The organism is Amycolatopsis roodepoortensis (assembly GCF_024628825.1).
Lineage (GTDB): Bacteria > Actinomycetota > Actinomycetes > Mycobacteriales > Pseudonocardiaceae > Amycolatopsis > Amycolatopsis roodepoortensis.
In genome coordinates, this window is the sequence record NZ_CP102415.1 from 1,066,766 (window position 1) to 1,082,579 (window position 15,814).

At 70.1% G+C, this 15,814-nt stretch carries 9 protein-coding genes; 5 read left to right on the forward strand and 4 right to left on the reverse strand.

Features of this window, described 5'->3' with window-relative positions; all coding sequences use genetic code 11:
* Positions 1-47: 47 nt before the first annotated feature.
* Entirely contained in the window at positions 48-971 is a 924-nt protein-coding gene (locus tag NQK81_RS05130) for a LysR family transcriptional regulator (RefSeq protein ID WP_257487259.1), read from the forward strand.
* On the opposite strand, the gene NQK81_RS05135 is transcribed toward NQK81_RS05130, so the two are convergent.
* A complete protein-coding gene (locus tag NQK81_RS05135; RefSeq protein WP_257487260.1) occupies positions 946-2,529 on the reverse strand; it encodes an FAD-binding oxidoreductase in 1,584 nt (527 codons plus the stop codon). The two genes, NQK81_RS05130 and NQK81_RS05135, sit on opposite strands and share 26 nt — an antisense overlap.
* An 84-nt stretch (positions 2,530-2,613) precedes the next feature.
* Between NQK81_RS05135 and NQK81_RS05140 the strand changes: the two genes are divergently transcribed.
* On the forward strand, positions 2,614-3,123 hold the full coding sequence (locus NQK81_RS05140) for an HAD domain-containing protein (protein WP_257487261.1): 510 nt from the start codon (positions 2,614-2,616) through the stop codon (positions 3,121-3,123).
* Between the two features lie 278 nt (positions 3,124-3,401).
* A complete protein-coding gene (locus NQK81_RS05145) occupies positions 3,402-5,855 on the forward strand; it encodes a LamG-like jellyroll fold domain-containing protein (protein ID WP_257487262.1) in 2,454 nt (817 codons plus the stop codon).
* A gap of 22 nt (positions 5,856-5,877) precedes the next feature.
* Here the strand turns inward: NQK81_RS05145 and NQK81_RS05150 are convergent, their stop codons facing one another.
* Entirely contained in the window at positions 5,878-7,533 is a 1,656-nt protein-coding gene (locus NQK81_RS05150) for a DUF885 domain-containing protein (protein WP_257487263.1), read from the reverse strand.
* Positions 7,534-7,686: 153 nt separating this feature from the next.
* Between NQK81_RS05150 and NQK81_RS05155 the strand changes: the two genes are divergently transcribed.
* Together NQK81_RS05155 and NQK81_RS05160 are read left to right on the forward strand one after the other, a co-directional pair.
* Positions 7,687-11,031 carry a DUF3376 domain-containing protein gene (locus NQK81_RS05155; RefSeq protein ID WP_257487264.1) on the forward strand — a complete coding sequence of 1,115 codons (3,345 nt, stop codon included), beginning with the start codon at positions 7,687-7,689 and terminating at the stop codon, positions 11,029-11,031.
* 53 nt (positions 11,032-11,084) lie between these two features.
* Entirely contained in the window at positions 11,085-12,083 is a 999-nt protein-coding gene (locus NQK81_RS05160; protein ID WP_257487265.1) for an enoyl-CoA hydratase/isomerase family protein, read from the forward strand.
* Here NQK81_RS05160 and NQK81_RS05165 read toward each other — a convergent pair.
* Together NQK81_RS05165 and NQK81_RS05170 are read right to left on the reverse strand one after the other, a co-directional pair.
* Entirely contained in the window at positions 12,071-12,775 is a 705-nt protein-coding gene (locus tag NQK81_RS05165) for an SWIM zinc finger family protein (RefSeq protein ID WP_257487266.1), read from the reverse strand. The genes NQK81_RS05160 and NQK81_RS05165 overlap by 13 nt on opposite strands.
* Positions 12,768-15,764 (reverse strand): DEAD/DEAH box helicase, encoded by a 2,997-nt coding sequence (locus NQK81_RS05170; RefSeq protein ID WP_257487267.1) that lies wholly within the window; start codon positions 15,762-15,764, stop codon positions 12,768-12,770. The genes NQK81_RS05165 and NQK81_RS05170 overlap by 8 nt, the downstream gene beginning before the upstream one ends.
* Between the last annotated feature and the right edge of the window lie 50 nt (positions 15,765-15,814).

Below are 15,814 nucleotides of genomic sequence, written 5' to 3' on the forward strand. Positions count from 1 at the left end.
GTTTACCGTGCTCCGCGTTCTCATTGCGGCAAACCTGCGGAGATCTGATGCGACTACTGCCGATCGCGTTGACGTACTTCCTCGAAGTCGCGCGCACCGGCTCGGTGTCCGAGGCGGCGACGGAACTGACGGTGGCGCCTTCGGCGATCAGCCGCCAGATCGCCAAACTCGAAGCGGGTCTCGGGGTGCCGTTGTTCGTCCGGCATCCCCGCGGCATGGTGCCGACCGAGGCCGGCACCCGGCTGCTGGACCACGTCCGGCGCAGCGAGGCCGAATCGGCCGTCCTCGTCGACGAGCTCCGCACCGGCCGCGGCCTGCACGCCCGGTCCCTGACGGTCGCCTGCTCCGAGGGGTTCGCCCGCCGCGTGGTCCCGCAGGCGGTCGCCGCCTTCCGGCGCGACCACGACGTCACGTTCCACATCGACGTCGTCACCAGGGACGAGGCGACCCGGCGGGTGCTCGAGGGCGCGGCCGACGTCGCCGTCACGTTCGCGACCGGGCCCCAGCACGGGGTGCGGGTCGAGAGCGCGGTCGTCGTCCCGGTGTACGCGATCGTCCCGCTCGATCATCCGCTGACCGGCCGCGAGTCCGTCGGGCTCGCCGAACTGTGCCGGCATCCCCTCGCGCTCCCGGCGCCCGGCCAGAGCCTGCGGGACCTGTTCGACATCGCCGCCCGGATCGAGAATCTCACCGCCCAGCCGGTGCTGGAGTGCAACGAACTGAGCCCGAAGTACGAATTCGTCCGCTGCGGCGGCGGGATCGCGCTCGTCGGCGGCCTGGGCGACATCGAGCAGGACGCGGCCACCGAAGGCGTCGCCTACGTACTGCTCGACAACGCCGTGTTCCGCAAACGCGAAGCCCAGGTGCAGACCATGGCGGGCCGGACGTTGTCGTTGGCGGCCATGCGGTTCACCGCGTTGCTGACGTCGTTCGTCCGCCCGCCGGTCAGCCGATCAGGACTCCGGGATTGAGGATCCCGGCCGGGTCGAGCGCGGCTTTGGCGGCGGCGAGCGCAGCGGCGAACGGTGCCGGACGCTGCCGGTCGTACCAGGGCCGGTGATCGCGGCCGACGGCGTGGTGATGGGTGATCGTGCCACCGTGGCCCTCGATCGCCTCGGAGACCGCGGCCTTGATCTCGTCCCACTGGGCGACAGTGCTCCCCCAGCGCCCGGCGGCGTAGATCCCGTAGTAGGGCGCGGGACCGTCGGGGTACACGTGGCTGAACCGGCACGTGACGACACCGGCGCCGCCGCACACTTCGTCGATCGCGGCGCGCGCCGCCGAGATGATCGCGTCGTGGAACTCCGGGAAGTCGTCCCAGGTGCAGGCGGTTTCGAAGGTCTCCACGATCAGCGACCGGCGGGCGAGCGCGTCACGTTGATAGGGCATCCGCAGGAACGACGACCGCCACGTCGAAGCGCTGTCCTTCCCCGTGGATTCCTTGCCGCGCCTGGCTTTCACGACACCGCCGTGACCGGCGGTCAGTTCCAGCGCGCGGTCGAGCCAGATGTCGACCGGGTGATCGGCGGATTCGAACGCGACCAGCAGGAGCCCTCCGCCCACACTCGCGCCCGCGTTGATGAACGCCTCCGCCGGGTCGAGCAGCCGGCAGTTCGACGGATGGAGCCCGGACTGCGCGATCGCGCGGGTGGCGGCGACCGCGGCCTCCTGCCGTTCGAAGGCGACGGACGCGGTCACCTGCCACACCGGCCGGTCCTGGAGGCGCATCCAGGCTTCGGTGATCACGCCGAGCGTGCCCTCGGAACCGAGGAACATCCGGTCCGGCGAAGGTCCGGCACCCGAGCCCGGCAGGCGTCGCGATTCACTGATCCCGGCGGGTGTGACGACGCGCAGCGATTCGGTGAGATCGTCGATATGCGTCGCGAGGGTGGCGTAGTGCCCGCCCGCGCGGGTGGCGAGCCAGCCGCCGAGTGTCGAATGCGCGAACGACTGCGGGAAATGCCGCAGAGTCAGCCCCAGCGGACGGAGGCGGTCTTCCAGAGCCGGCCCGAAGATCCCGGCCTGGATCCGCGCCGCGCGGCTGACCGTGTCCACTTCGAGTACGTCGCCGAGGCCGGCCAGATCCATCGAGACCGCCGGGCCGTCGAACCGCGGCTCGACCCCGCCGACCACGGAACTGCCGCCACCGTAAGGAATCAGCGGCGTACCGGAAGCGGTGCACCAGTCGAGGAGGTCGACCACGTCCTGCTCCGTACGCGGACGCGCGACCAGATCCGGGACATGGTCGACCTGCCCCAGCAGATTGCGGACGACGTCGCGGAACGCCTTGCCCCGGGCATGGGACAGCCGGTCGGCCGGTACGTCGCTGCACAACGCGGCGAGCGTCGCGGGCGGGCGGATCCGCGATGCCGGGACGCCGAGGTCCGCCGGGTCGGGCGGGGCGTGGTCGGTGAAGTCGTGACCGGGCAGCACACCGGAGGTGCGGGCCACCAGCGCGTCGGACTCCTCGCGGGACAGTGCGCCGTCGAGGGTGCCCCAGCCCCACCATGACCGCTCTTCGGTCGGCATCGTCGCCTCCGGTTGATCTGACTCCCCAGTAAGTTACTTATCGGTCAGTTACCGTGTCAACGAATACCGCTAACGTGTGCCGTCGTGGCACCAAGCCCGCTGATCTACCTCGACGTCGATGGCCCCCTCATTCCGTTCGGGCTGGAACCTTCCCGCTACCCGTTGTTCGACCCCTCGCCGCGGGATGGCGAGAATCCGCTTCTCGGCAGGCTCGACCCCTCGCACGTTGCGCACCTGAAGGCACTCCCCGGAGAACTCGTCTGGGCCACGACCTGGCTGCACGACGCCAACGACTCCCTCGCCCCGAGACTCGGCCTGCCGCGCTTGCCGATGCTGGACTGGCCCGAGCCGTCCGACACCGATGAGGCCGACGCCCGCATCGGCCTGCACTGGAAGATCCGGCCCCTGCTGGAGCACGCCCGGGGCCGTCCGTTCGCCTGGGTCGACGACGAGATCTCCGAGATCGATCGCGAGTGGGTGGCCTGCCACCACGCCGGGCCCGCCCTGCTGCTCCGCGTCGATCCCCGGCGCGGCCTGACCGGCGCCGACTACCGCGAACTCGGCGAGTGGCTGCGGGAATCCCGCCACTCCTGACACACAGGACAGCTCTCCCGCCCAGGACCGATTCGAGGCCTTCGACGCTTTACAACGTTGTATCAACGATGTAAAAACATCCTGACGGCCCGCCGTGGCCCGGCTCACACCGGTTCCCCCCGGCCACGGGGTCGTGGTTTCACGCCTGCACAAGTCCAGTGGGAGGCGCACCTCCGCCGAGGCGGCCGCCCCCGGAGAAGGGTGTCGAGCAGATGTTGCCAACGTTGTCACAACGTCCCCGGAGGCCGAGACGCTTCCGGAAGCCCCTGACCGCCGCAGTGGTCGCCATAACCGCCCTGGCGTTGACGTCGGGGGCCGCGACGGCCGCGGAGAGCGGCTGGAAGATGGGCAAGCCACGCCTGACCACCCCGTGGACGAACCAGGTGTCGCCCACCAACGCGTTGCCCGAGTACCCCCGCCCGCAACTGGTGCGCGAGAACTGGCAGAACCTCAACGGGGTCTGGGAGTTCGCCGGTGCCGCGCCCGGCGAGGTCCCGCCCTTCGGGGAGAAACTCGCCGAGAAGATCCTGGTCCCCTACCCCACCGAATCGGCGCTTTCCGGGATCCAGCGGCACGAGGACTTCATGTGGTACCGGCGCACGTTCACCGTGCCCCGGCACTGGAACGTCGGCAGAGACAACACGCTCCGGATCAACTTCGGCGCCGTCGACTACAAGGCGAAGGTCTACGTCAACGGCAAGGAGGTCGCCGCGCACCAAGGCGGCTACGGCGCGTTCTCCGCGGACGTGACCTCGGCGCTGAAACCCCATGGCGAACAAGAGATCATCGTCGGCGTCGAGGATCGCGCCGACGCGACCTGGCAGCCCGTCGGCAAGCAGCGGCTGGTTCCCGACCGGGGGATCTTCTACGAGGGTGCCTCGGGCATCTGGCAGACGGTCTGGATGGAGCCGGTCGCGGCGAAGCACATCGGCACGCTCGGCATGGTGCCCGATCTCAAATCCTCGACGCTCAAGCTCACCGTCGACACCGGTGGGAACTCCGGGCTCACTGTCGAGGCCGTGGTGCGCGACGGCAGGAAGGTGGTGAGCCGCACCAAGGCGTCCGCTGGCGGGACGATTTCCCTGCCCGTGCCCAAGGCGAAGCTCTGGTCACCGGATTCGCCGTTCCTCTACGACCTCGACGTCGAACTGAAGGACGGCCGCCGCACCGTGGACAAGGTGTCGTCCTACTTCGGCATGCGCGAATTCGGCACCGCCAAGGGCGCCGACGGCAAGCTCCGGTTCACCCTCAACGGAAAGATCCTCTTCCTCCAGTCCACTTTGGACCAGGGTTACTGGCCGGACGGCATCTACACCGCGCCGACCGATCAGGCGCTCCGCTTCGACCTCGAACAGCACAAGGTCCTCGGCTTCAACACCGTCCGCAAGCACATCAAGACCGAGCCCGACCGCTGGTACCACCACGCCGACAAACTCGGTCTGCTCGTCTGGCAGGACATGCCGTCGATGCGCACCGGCGGACGGCCGCCCGCCGACGCCCAGCAGCAGTTCCAGGTAGAGCTGAAGGAACTGGTGGAGCAGAAGAAGAACTGGACCTCGATCGTCGGCTACGTGCCGTTCAACGAGGGCTGGGGCGAGTGGTCGCGCGAGACCACCGGCAAGATCGCCGACGACGTCAAGGCCCAGGATCCGACGCGGCTGGTCAACGCGCACAGCGGCGTCAACTGCTGTGACTCGCTCGGCGACTCCGGCAAGGGTGACGTCATCGACTGGCACGCCTACCCCGGTCCCGCCAAGCCGATGCCCGACGCCAAGCGGATTTCGATCGACGGCGAACACGGCGGCTACGGCCTCGAAGTCGAGAACCACATGTGGTTCGGCGAAGGCCACGCCTACGAGATGGTCAAGGACCAGGCGACCTTGAACAGCCGCTACGTCCAGAACCAGCGCGACGTGCTCGCGTCGGCGCAGAGCTGCGGTATCAGCGGCTCGATCTACACGCAGATCACCGACGTCGAGCACGAGGTCAACGGCTTCTTCACCTACGACAGGCAGGTGAAGAAGATGGACTTCGCGCAGGTGCGCGCGGTCAACCAGGCGATCATCCGCAACGCCGACGGCAGCGGCTCCGGCGCTCCGGACCCGGGCCCCGGCACCCCGGGGATCGACGGCGTGCACGCCTACAAGTTCGACGAGGGCACCGGGTCCAGCGCCAAGGACTCGGTCGGCACCGCGCACGCCACGCTGACCAACGCGCAGTGGGCAGGCGGCGTCCAGGGTGGCGCGCTGGCCTTCACGGGCAACGGGCAGGCCGACACCGAGACGAACCTCGTGAACACGGCCGGCAGTTACTCGGTTTCGGCGTGGGCCAAGCTGGATGAGGCCGGCGGCGCGTTCCAGACCGTCGTCAGCCAGGACACCGGCCGCGACAGCGCGTTCTTCCTGCAGTACTCCGGACAGGACCAGCGGTGGGCGATGAGCTTCATCGGCCTCCGTGCCCTGTCCCCGGAGAAGCCGGAGGTCGGCCGCTGGTACCACCTGACCGGCGTCCGCGACGCCAAGGCGGGCACGTTGTCGCTCTACGTCGACGGCAAGAAGGTCGCCGCGCAGAACGCCTGCTCCGCCGCACCGAGCACCGGGCACACGGTGATCGGCCGCGGCCAGTACGGCGGTCAGCAGGTCGACTTCCTGCGCGGCGCGGTGGACGACGTCCGGCTCTACGACCGGCCGCTGACCGACGCCGAAGTCGCGACGCTCGCGAAGCGCGACTAAGGCAGGACACGCGGCGCCGGGGTCACTCCCGGCGCCGCGTGCCGTCCACCCACTCCCGCACGATGTCGCCGAGCACGGGAAGCGGCACCTGCCCGTTCCTCAAGACGACGTCGTGGAAATCCCGGATGTCGAAGGCCTCGCCCAGCCGCTCCTCGGCGAAGGCGCGTAACCGCTGGATCTCCAGCCTGCCCGTCATGTACGACAGGGCCTGACCGGGCCATTCGATGTACCGGTCGGTCTCGGATCGCACCTCCACGTCGCTGAGCACACAGTGTTCGGCGAGGTAGTCCACGCACTGCTGCCGGGTCCAGCCCAGCGCGTGCAGTCCGGTGTCCACCACGAGCCGCGCCGCGCGCAAGGAGTCCTCGGCGACCATGCCCAGCCGCATGACGTCGTCGGAGTAGAGACCCATTTCGTCGGCGAGCCGCTCGGTGTAGAGCGCCCAGCCTTCGTCGAAGGCCGAGAGCGGGACGAGTCTGCGCAGCCTGGGCACGTCCTCCAGCTCGTAGGACACGCAAGCCTGGAAATGGTGACCTGGAACGGCTTCGTGGAAGGCGACCGACTCGGCGATGAACCGGAACCGTTCGGTCACCCGGTAGGTGTTGGTGGAGTAGACGCCGGGCCGGGCGCCGTCGGCCGACGGCGGCATGTAGTACGCCTGCGCGGCCGAGGGCCCGTCGGCTTCCGGCACGGCCCGCACGACGCATTCGGCCGAGGGCACCCGGCGGAACCAGCCGGGCGCGACGGCGGTGGCCCGCGCGACCGCTTCCGTCGCGGTCGTGATCATCTCGTCCGCGTCCCGCCAGCACAGCGAAGGATCGGTGCGCATCCGTCGCCGGACCGCGACGGGGTCGTCCTCGCCGAACACGGCCGCACCGAGCCGCCGGTACTCGTCGTCCAGCGCCCGGCCGAGCGCGAGACCGGTCTCGTGCAGTTCCTCCGGCGAGATCCCGGTGGTGGTGTGCGTCTTGACCAGGCCCGCGTAGCTCTCTTTGCCGCCGTCCAGCCAGCAGAGGCCCGGCCGGTCGTCGGGACGGCCGTGTCCGGCGATCTCGCGGGCGAGCACCTCGCGATAGGCGATGAGCGCCGGCCGCACCTTCTCTGCGAACAGCCGCTCTCGTCGCTGCGCGCGGTCGCCGGTCAGCGGCGGGACGAGCAGCGGGTTGGGCTCGGCGGCCAGGAACCGGTCGACGTGGCCGATCGCGCCGCGCACCGCCCGTTCCACCGGGGTCCGGCCCGCCGCGACCCCGGCGCGGTGGCGGTCGGCCAATGCCGCGAAGAACTCCGGGAACGCCGCCAGCCTGGCCAGGTAGTCCTCTTCCGCCTGCTCCCCCGAGGGCGCGAGCTGCGGAAGCCAGGACAGCACCCCGGTCCCTTCCGCGGTCATCTGGTCGGCGAGGACGAACTCGGTCAGCCGCGAGTCGAGCCTGGTCAGCAACGATTCGGCGTGGTGGGCGATCACCGCGAGGGTGATCCGGTCCGGATCCGCGGACCGGGCGGCCTGCCCGGCGATGCGGACGGCTTGCTCCCTCAGCCGGTCGTCACCCGCCTCCGAGACGTCCCGCAGCTCGTGATCGTGTCCCGGGACGTTGTCGAAGGTCGCCATCAAGGGCATCTCGGCCGCGAGGACGTCGAGGAGTTCGTCGGCAAGCTCCGCCGCTGTGGGCTGTTCGCTCATATCCGACGACTACCAGAATCAGCGCGGCGTCCGCCCGCAGATGTTCGCACTCGCAAAAACGAATCGGCGTCGAGAGCGTCACGACATCTCATCGGTCACGTATGCGGGTAACCCCTTCTCCGGATACGCCGACCTCTTCGCAGGGAGGCACCGATGACCACCACGAATTCTTCCGTACGTCCGCGCGATCTCCGCCTGGCCCTCTGTATGCGTGGCGGTGTCAGCCTCGCCGTATGGATGGGCGGCGCCTGCCGGGAAATAACGGCACTCCGCTCCGCCGACAGTTCCCAGGCGGCTCCGGACGCGGTGACCGCACGGGATATCACCCAGCGCGCCATTTACCGGAAAATCCTCGCGGTCGCCGATTACGAACACGTCGATGTCGACGTCATCGCCGGGACCAGCGCGGGCGGGCTCAACGGCGCCCTGCTCGCCAGTCATCTCGTCTACGGAATGCGTTTCGACGACGGAATTCGCGACATCTGGCTCAAGCTGGGCGATCTCGAGTTGCTCACCCGGCATCCAGGGCACGGGATACCGCCGTCCCTGCTCGACGGCGACGGCGGTTTCTACGCGAGGCTGTCGGAACAACTGAAACAATTGCTCGACACCTCCACGTGCCGCCGCTTGCGCACCGACGACTCTCCCCGTCTCGTCCGCCTGATCCTCACGGCGACGAGATTGTTCCCCCGTAACGAATACCTGCGTCCTTCCGTCGGGCAGGCCCTGCTGGCGAGCTGGTCGCAGGCCCACCTCGCCTTCCGTCACTACCGGACCGAATGCGGTGTCGCGCACCCGATCTTCAGCGATTTCCCCGCCGGTTCGACGGCGCATCTCGACCGGCTCGCCTATGCCGCGCGGACGACGTCGTCGTTCCCCGGTGCCTTCGAACCGGCGAGGCTGACGGTGACCGGGCCCGAGATCGTCGACGACAAGCCGTGGCTCGACGCCGTCGGTACCTGCAGCGAGACCGGCGTACCGGACGCCGGCGGTACGCAGGCGCAGCTGATGGACGGCGGAGTCCTCGACAACATCCCGCTCTCCTGGGCCATCCGCGCCGTCGCCGGCGCGCCCGCGCAGGCACCCGTCGACCGCTGGCTGCTCTATCTGCAGCCGGTTCCCCCGACCCCGGCCAAACTTCCCGCGAACAGCAAGGAACAGGGCTCGCTCGCCCGGCTGGCGCGAGTGGTCAAAGCCTTGATCCGGACCAAGATGAACAGCGAGACCCTGCTGGACGACGCGGCCGAACTGAGCGACGCCTGGACGTCCGCGCAACGGCTGCACGGCACCGCCGGAGGCCTTCCCGGCGACCCGGGCCTGGCGAACCTTCCCGGCAAGAGAGCCCGCCGGAAGCTGATGCCCCGCTATGCCGATGCCGTGGCGTCCGTGGAGGCCGACCGCCTCGCGAGGCTGGTCGACGACCCGATCTCCCTGACCGGCCCCGATCCCCTGCCGATCCCCGACAGCCGCACGTTCACCTCCGGCCAGGCCGCGGCTCCGATCCTCGAACTCCTGCGGGGTCCCGCCGTCGCCGACCTCGTCTGCGTGCCCGGCGCGAACAGGCTCACCGTCTCGTGGTTCCGCTCCCTGCTGGCGCCCGCCCGCGCCGTCGCGCTGGTCCTGGACTGGGTCCAGGCCATCGAAGCAGGGCAAAGCCTGGACCCGATCCAGGAGACCGCTCTCAGTACGATCCGCGACAAACTCTATGAGACCCGCTTCGCCTGTGAAGTCCTCCTCGCCTGCCGGGATCGGCTGCTGCTGCGAGGCGGCTCACCGGACTTCGAGGTCTTGCCCTGGGTCATGGCCGCCTGCCGGCGGCTCTCCGGCTTCATCACCGCCGCGGGAGGGCTCCTCCCTGGCAAGAACTGGTGCTGCGTCATCGCCGACGTCGCCGAACACGCCGTCCAAGCGGACCTGCTGCCCGTCGAACCGGACTTCCCGGAGCCGTTCCTCACCCCGATCTGGAACCGGGTGGGGGAACTGGCCGGTGACCTGGTCGCCGAACTGGGCGAACGCGCGAAGGTCCCCGGGTTCACCGCGCTCTACGAGGCGGCGTGCATCGACCTGGCCAGGACGCTCGACGTCTTCGCCGTGGCCGAGATCCTGATCGGCCCGCTCCGCCCCGATCCGCTCTCCGAGCCGAGCCGGATCCGGGTGCACGCCATGTCGGCGATCGCCAAGAGCCCGTTGGAGCCGATCCTGCTGGCCGAGGAGCCGGTCGACGACGTCCAACGCGTCGAGCGCAAACTCAGCGGCAACCAGTTGATGAACTTCGCGAGCTTCCTGTCCTCGCGCTGGCGGCTCAACGACTGGACCTGGGGCCGTCTCGACGCGGCCTGCTCGCTGGTCGACGTCGTCGCCAGGAGCGAGCGCCTGCAGGCGAAAGGGGAAGCCGAACTCGTCGAGTGGCTCCGAGAGCTCTACGCCGAGCACTACGTCCATGTCTTCGGCAAGACCTCGGACGATCTCGACGCGCGCCCCGAACTGGCGAGTCTCATCGGCCCCTGGGAAGCACTCGGCGTGACCCCGGCGAACGTCCGGCACAAACTCCCGATCCTGCTCACCACCTGGCTGCACTGGAACATCCTGCAGCAGGAGATCCCGCTGCTCACAGGGCTGGCCGAACTGCGGAACAACGGCGACGTCCCGCCCACCGCCGAGCAGCTCAAGGAAGCGACCGGGACCTCGGTCGCCCGGCTCTCGGACAAGGCACAGGTGCTGGGGAAGGTCGGCGCGGAAACGGTGCGCGTGCTCTTCAAACGCCCCCATCTGCGGCGGGCAGGGCTCCGCCTCGGCCTGGTCACCTGGCGCGCGATCCAGCCGGCGGGCACGAGCAAGGGCGCCAAACTGGGGCGGACGCTGTTCGCGCTGGCCAAGCCCATGGTCGTGCCACCGCTGCTGATCGGCTTTCTCGCTCCCTTGCTGAGCGTCGCCGCCGGACTGCTGGCCTGGGGCGCGGTGTCCGTCGCCACGGACGAGTGGTTCAGCATGCCCGGTCACCTCTTCCTGGCGATCGGGATCGGCTTCGCGGGCGGGTACTGCTGCTGGCACTACCTGACCGACAAAGGCGGCGCGACCCCGTTCCGCAGAGTGGCCACGTTCGCGCTGGGCTCGCTCCTGTACCTGCTCGGCCTCGGCCTGCTCCTGCGGGGCGCCGATCTGCCGTGGGAATTCGGGCCCTGGGCACGGGCCGTCTGGGTCGGCGTGCTGAGCGCTTCGAGCGTCCTGGTCTCCTTGTGGGGTGTCACCGCCATCAGCATCCGGAGCGGACGCGGACGGCGGCTCACCTTCGTCGGGCTCACCGTGCTCATCCCGGCGCTCCTCGCCTCGACCTTGACCGCGCTGGCGTCCGTGCAGTTCTGGCCCGGAGATCCGCTGACCGGCTGGGCGGCGGCGGGGATCCTCTACGCCACGATCGCGTGGGAGACGATCATGCTGACCAGGTTCTTCCCTGATCCGCCGTCCGCGCAGTCGTCCGAGGCCCGGCGCGAACGCTGAGGCGTGCGCCACAAGCTCCACATGGTCGGACTTCCGACTTTTAGGGTGGCTTCGTGAACGACGTCCAATTCCTCGTCGAGAGCGGAATCGGCCGGATCACGCTGAACCGGCCGCGTGCGCTGAACTCGCTGAACCACGGCATGGTCCTCGCCATGCTCGACCACCTCGAAGCGTGGCGCACCGACCCGGGTGTCCGCGCCGTGCTGATCGACGGCGCCGGTGATCGCGGGCTCTGCGCGGGCGGCGACATCCGCGCCATCTACGAGGATGCCCGAGGTGGAGGCACCGCGTCCCTGCGGTTCTGGGCCGACGAATATCGCCTCAACACCGTGATCTCGCGCTATCCGAAGCCCTACCTCGCGCTGATGGACGGGCTCGTCATGGGCGGCGGGGTCGGCGTCTCCGCGCACGGCAGCCATCGGATCGTCACCGAACGCTCCCGGGTCGGCATGCCCGAGACCGGGATCGGCTTCGTCCCGGACGTCGGCGGCACGTACCTGTTGTCCCGCACGCCCGGCGAACTCGGGACGCATATGGCGCTCACCGCCGGCGCGATCTCGGGGCCCGACGCGATCCACTGTGGACTGGCCGACCATTTCGTGCCCAGCGAACGGATCCCGGACCTGCTCGACGCGCTGGCGGCCCGCACACCGGACGACGCGCTGGAGCTGGTCGCCGAACCCGCGCCGCCGAGCACGCTGGCCATGGACGCCGGCTGGATCGATCGGTGCTACGCGGCGGACACCGTCGAGGAGATCCTGGCCAGGCTCCACGCCGAAGGTGACGCCGCGGCCACCGCGGCCAAGGAGATCGAGGCGAAGTCGCCGACCGCGCTGAAGGTGACCCTGCGGGCACTGCGGTCGGCCGCCGCGATGCCCGATCTGGAAACCGCGCTGGCGCAGGAACTCCGGATCTCGACCCACGCGCTCTCGACCGCCGAGTTCGCCGAGGGGATCCGAGCGCAGATCATCGACAAGGACCGCTCCCCGAAATGGTCCCCCGCCACGCTGTCCGAAGTGGACGACGAGCTCGTCGGCGCCTACTTCGCCTGACCGGTGATCGCCCGGTAGAGCGGCCGCAGCAGGGCGGTGACCGAGGTTCCGTCCACTGCGGCCTTCAGTGGCGGGACCTCATCGAGCAGTCCCAAGGGATCCCCGGCCCGCGGGCGTCGCATGTTCGTGACGTCGCCGGCCGGGCCCCAGCCGAAGAAGTCGTCCATCACCTCGTCGAGCGCTGGGGTCTCGGTCTCCGCCGGCGGGGCGGTCACCCGGGCGCCCGCCTGCCGCCCGATCTCTTCGAGCAAGGCCGTGCGGTCGCGTCCGCGGAGCGCGAAGATCGCGAACGGGTCCGCCTCCTCCTCGAGCGCGATCAGCCCGGCGACGAGGTGATCGCAGGGAACGCGGGTGCCGGGGCAGGTGCAGTCCAGCGACAGCTCCCACGCCGCCTCGGGGAACAGCGGCACCTGCTCGGCGGCGAAGAAGCGATCGATATCGTCCGGGACCCGGCCGTCGAGCAAGGCCGTCTTCGCGGCCTCGTCCGCGACGATGGCGGCGGCGACCGCCGTCCACACCTGCTTGCCGAACGTCGGCAGCCCGATGCGGACGTCGTAGAACCGTTGCCGGGTCACCCGGACGACCGCGACCGCGGCGCCGGGACCGATCGTGAGCGTGTCGACCCGGCAGGGCGGCACAAGTCCTTTGTGGACACCCAGTTCGCCGAGCGCCCGGCGGAATCCGTCAGTCATCGACCGCCTCCCGCCCGAGCGCGAAGACCTCGCGCAGCGAATCGGTGGACAGCTCCGTGAGCCAGTCCTCCCCGTCGGTGACGACGAGGCCTGCCAGCGCCTCCTTCTTCGTGATGACGGCGTCGATCCGTTCCTCGATGGTGCCGGGGCAGACGAACTTCCGCACCTGGACGCTGTGCCGCTGGCCGATCCGGAAGGCGCGGTCGGTGGCCTGCTCCTCGACCGCCGGATTCCACCACCGGTCGAGATGCAGGACGTGGGTGGCCGCGGTGAGCGTCAGCCCCGCTCCCCCGGTCTTCAGTGACGCGAGCAGGATCGACGGGCCCTCGCCCGACTGGAAGTGCTCGACGATGGAGTCGCGGCGCCGCTGCGAAAGGCCGCCGTGCAGGAAGGCGATCTTCGCGTTCAGCCGATGCGAAAGATGCGGTACGAGCAGGTGCCCGAATTCCGCGAACTGAGTGAAGCACAACGCGCGATCACCGGCGTCCAGGATCTCCGCCAGCAGCTCTTCGAGCCGGTTGACCTTGCCGGAGCGGTGCCCGATCGGCGAGCCGTCGTGCAGCAGATGCGCGGGGTGGTTGCAGATCTGCTTGAGCTTGGTGATCGCCGCCAGGATGTTGCCGCGCCGTTTGACCCCGGCGCTGTCGGCGATCTTGGTCATCATCTCGTCCACGGTGGCGCGGTACAGCGTCACCTGCTCGCGGGTGAGTCGGTACTCCTGGAGTATCTCGATCTTCTCGGGAAGATCGGCGAGCACGGTGGGATCGGTTTTGAGGCGCCGCAACAGGAACGGCCGGGTCAGCCGGCGCAATTCGGTGGCCGCGGCGAGATCGCCCCGGCGCTCGATGGGCACCTCGAACCGCTCGCGGAACTCCTGCCTGCCCCCGAGCACACCGGGGTTGAGCAGATCCGAAAGCGACCACAGATCAGCGAGCCGGTTCTCCACCGGGGTCCCGGTCAGCGCGATCCGGTGCCCGGCGGGGATCCGGCGCAGGGCCTGCGCGGGCCCGGTGTTCTGGTTCTTGACCGCCTGCGCCTCGTCGAGCACGAGCCGGTGCCATCGGATGGCCGCGAGTTCGTCGGCGTCGCGGGCGGCGGTCGAGTAGGTGGTGACGACCAGGTCCGCGCCCTCGGTCCGCACGCGTCCGCGATCCGCGCCGTGGTGGATGTGCACGCGTAGTTCCGGCGCGAATTTGGCCGCTTCCCGTTGCCACGTCCCGAGCAGCGACATCGGGCAGACCAGGAGGGTCGGCCGCCGGTCGCCCAGTGCCCGCTCGATCGCTTCGAGTGCGAGCAGCTGGACGGTCTTGCCCAGCCCCATGTCGTCGGCGAGGCAGGCCCCGAGCCCGATCGACGTCATGAACGAAAGCCATGCGACACCGCGGCTCTGGTACGGCCGCAGGGTCGCCAGGAATGTCGGCGGCGGCTCGACCGGCTCGATCGTGCGCTGAACTCGGCCGGCGAGGAAGTCGTCGATCCAGCCGTCGGTGGTGACCTCGGTGACCGGCAGCGGTGTTTCGAAGCCGCCGCGGAGCAACGCCAGCAGGTCCGCCGGGGTGGGCAGCGGCGGCTTCTCGCGATCCGGGTCGCGGCGGAGGTATTCGAGGCCGGCGCGCAGCAGTTCGGGGTCCACGCTCACCCAGCGGCCGCGCAACCGGACCAGTGACGACTTCGCGGCCGCGAGCCCGGCGAGTTCTTCGTCGGTCAGCGCGTCCTCCCCGACCGCGAGCGCCCAGCGGTAGGAGGCGAGCTGGTGACGCCCGAGGCGGTGCACGGCGGCCTGGTCGACCGGCGCGCCGCGGACCGAGAGCTTGAGCGCGAGCTTGCGCCTGCCGCCCCAGCTCGCCGGAAGCTGGACGTCGAATCCGGCCGCCACCAGCCGGTCCGCGCCGCCGTCGAGGAACTCCACGGTTTCGGCGACGGTGAGGTCGTAGCTGCCCGGCTTCTCCACCTCGACCGCGGGGCCGAGCAGCGGCAGCACGCCGGCGGCGCGCTCCAGCTCGGCGCTGAACAGGCCCTCGGGATCGGTGAACTTGGCACCGGCCTTGCCGGACCAGACGTCTTCCGCCGGGAGCAGGAGGCTCGGGTCGGCGGTGGAGCGCAGGAGGAACCGCAGCTGCCACTTGGTCCCGTCGCCGGTTTGGTCGTCGGGGTCGTCGGCCGGGCCGTGCAGCGTGGGAACCTCGTCGAGCCGGAAGCAGACGGTGCCCTCGGTCAGATCGGTGTCGCCGACGGCGTCCCAGGCGGTGATGCCCTCGGCGACGATGCTCATGCGCCCCGGCGCCTGGCCGATCCGGTCGTCCGCGCTCTTCAGCGCGTGGAGCCACGACCCGAACGGGCCCTCGCGGCCGTCGCTTTCCGTGACGTGCCCGGCGGCGGCGAGGCGATCGCGGACCGCGGCGTCGACCAGGGTGTGGAGCGCGTCGCTGACGAGCGCCGCCGGATCCGGCCCGGGATGTTCGGCCCGGCCGACCGGCGGCGTGGCCGCGATCAGCGCCCGGACCGCGACCGCGTCACCGCCCCTGGCGACAGGCCGCCAGCGCGCCCGCGCCACGATCTCGTCACGCACGAGCGTGGGCAGCACCCGGCCGCGGCGCACCAGATCGTCCGCCAGCCGGACGACGGCGCGCAGATGGCGGACCGAGGTGCCGTAGCCGACCGTCTCGGCCAGGTCCTCCAGCTCCGACGGGTCGACCAGGAGCGCGGGCACCGACCAGGGTTCCAGCGTCAGCTCCTGTTGCGGACGACCGCGGACGCCCAATTCGGGCGAGGCGACGGGGCCGCCGCGCCGCGACGGAAGCAGCAGGACGGCCGACGCCGGTTTGCCGGGGTGCAACGCGGTCAGATCCGCGACCGACGCGGCGAACGGATGCGGCCGGGCCGCGCTCGACGGCCGCATCGACGTCGTCGCCGGACGGTCGCCGTGCTCGCCCCAGAGCACGATCCCGCGGCCACGGGACCACAGGCCGTGCACGACGAGTGGCGACATGGTCCTCCTTCCGCGGTCTGGTCCCTCCAGCATGCCCGGGACCGATCAGC

Excerpts from the sequence above, each read along its gene's own strand:
- NQK81_RS05130 (WP_257487259.1), top strand. The coding sequence starts at position 48 with ATGCGACTACTGCCGATCGCGTTGACGTACTTCCTCGAAGTCGCGCGC.
- NQK81_RS05135 (WP_257487260.1), bottom strand. The coding sequence starts at position 2,529 with ATGCCGACCGAAGAGCGGTCATGGTGGGGCTGGGGCACCCTCGACGGC.
- NQK81_RS05150 (WP_257487263.1), bottom strand. The coding sequence starts at position 7,533 with ATGAGCGAACAGCCCACAGCGGCGGAGCTTGCCGACGAACTCCTCGAC.
- NQK81_RS05155 (WP_257487264.1), top strand. The coding sequence starts at position 7,687 with ATGACCACCACGAATTCTTCCGTACGTCCGCGCGATCTCCGCCTGGCC.
- NQK81_RS05165 (WP_257487266.1), bottom strand. The coding sequence starts at position 12,775 with ATGACTGACGGATTCCGCCGGGCGCTCGGCGAACTGGGTGTCCACAAA.
- NQK81_RS05170 (WP_257487267.1), bottom strand. The coding sequence starts at position 15,764 with ATGTCGCCACTCGTCGTGCACGGCCTGTGGTCCCGTGGCCGCGGGATC.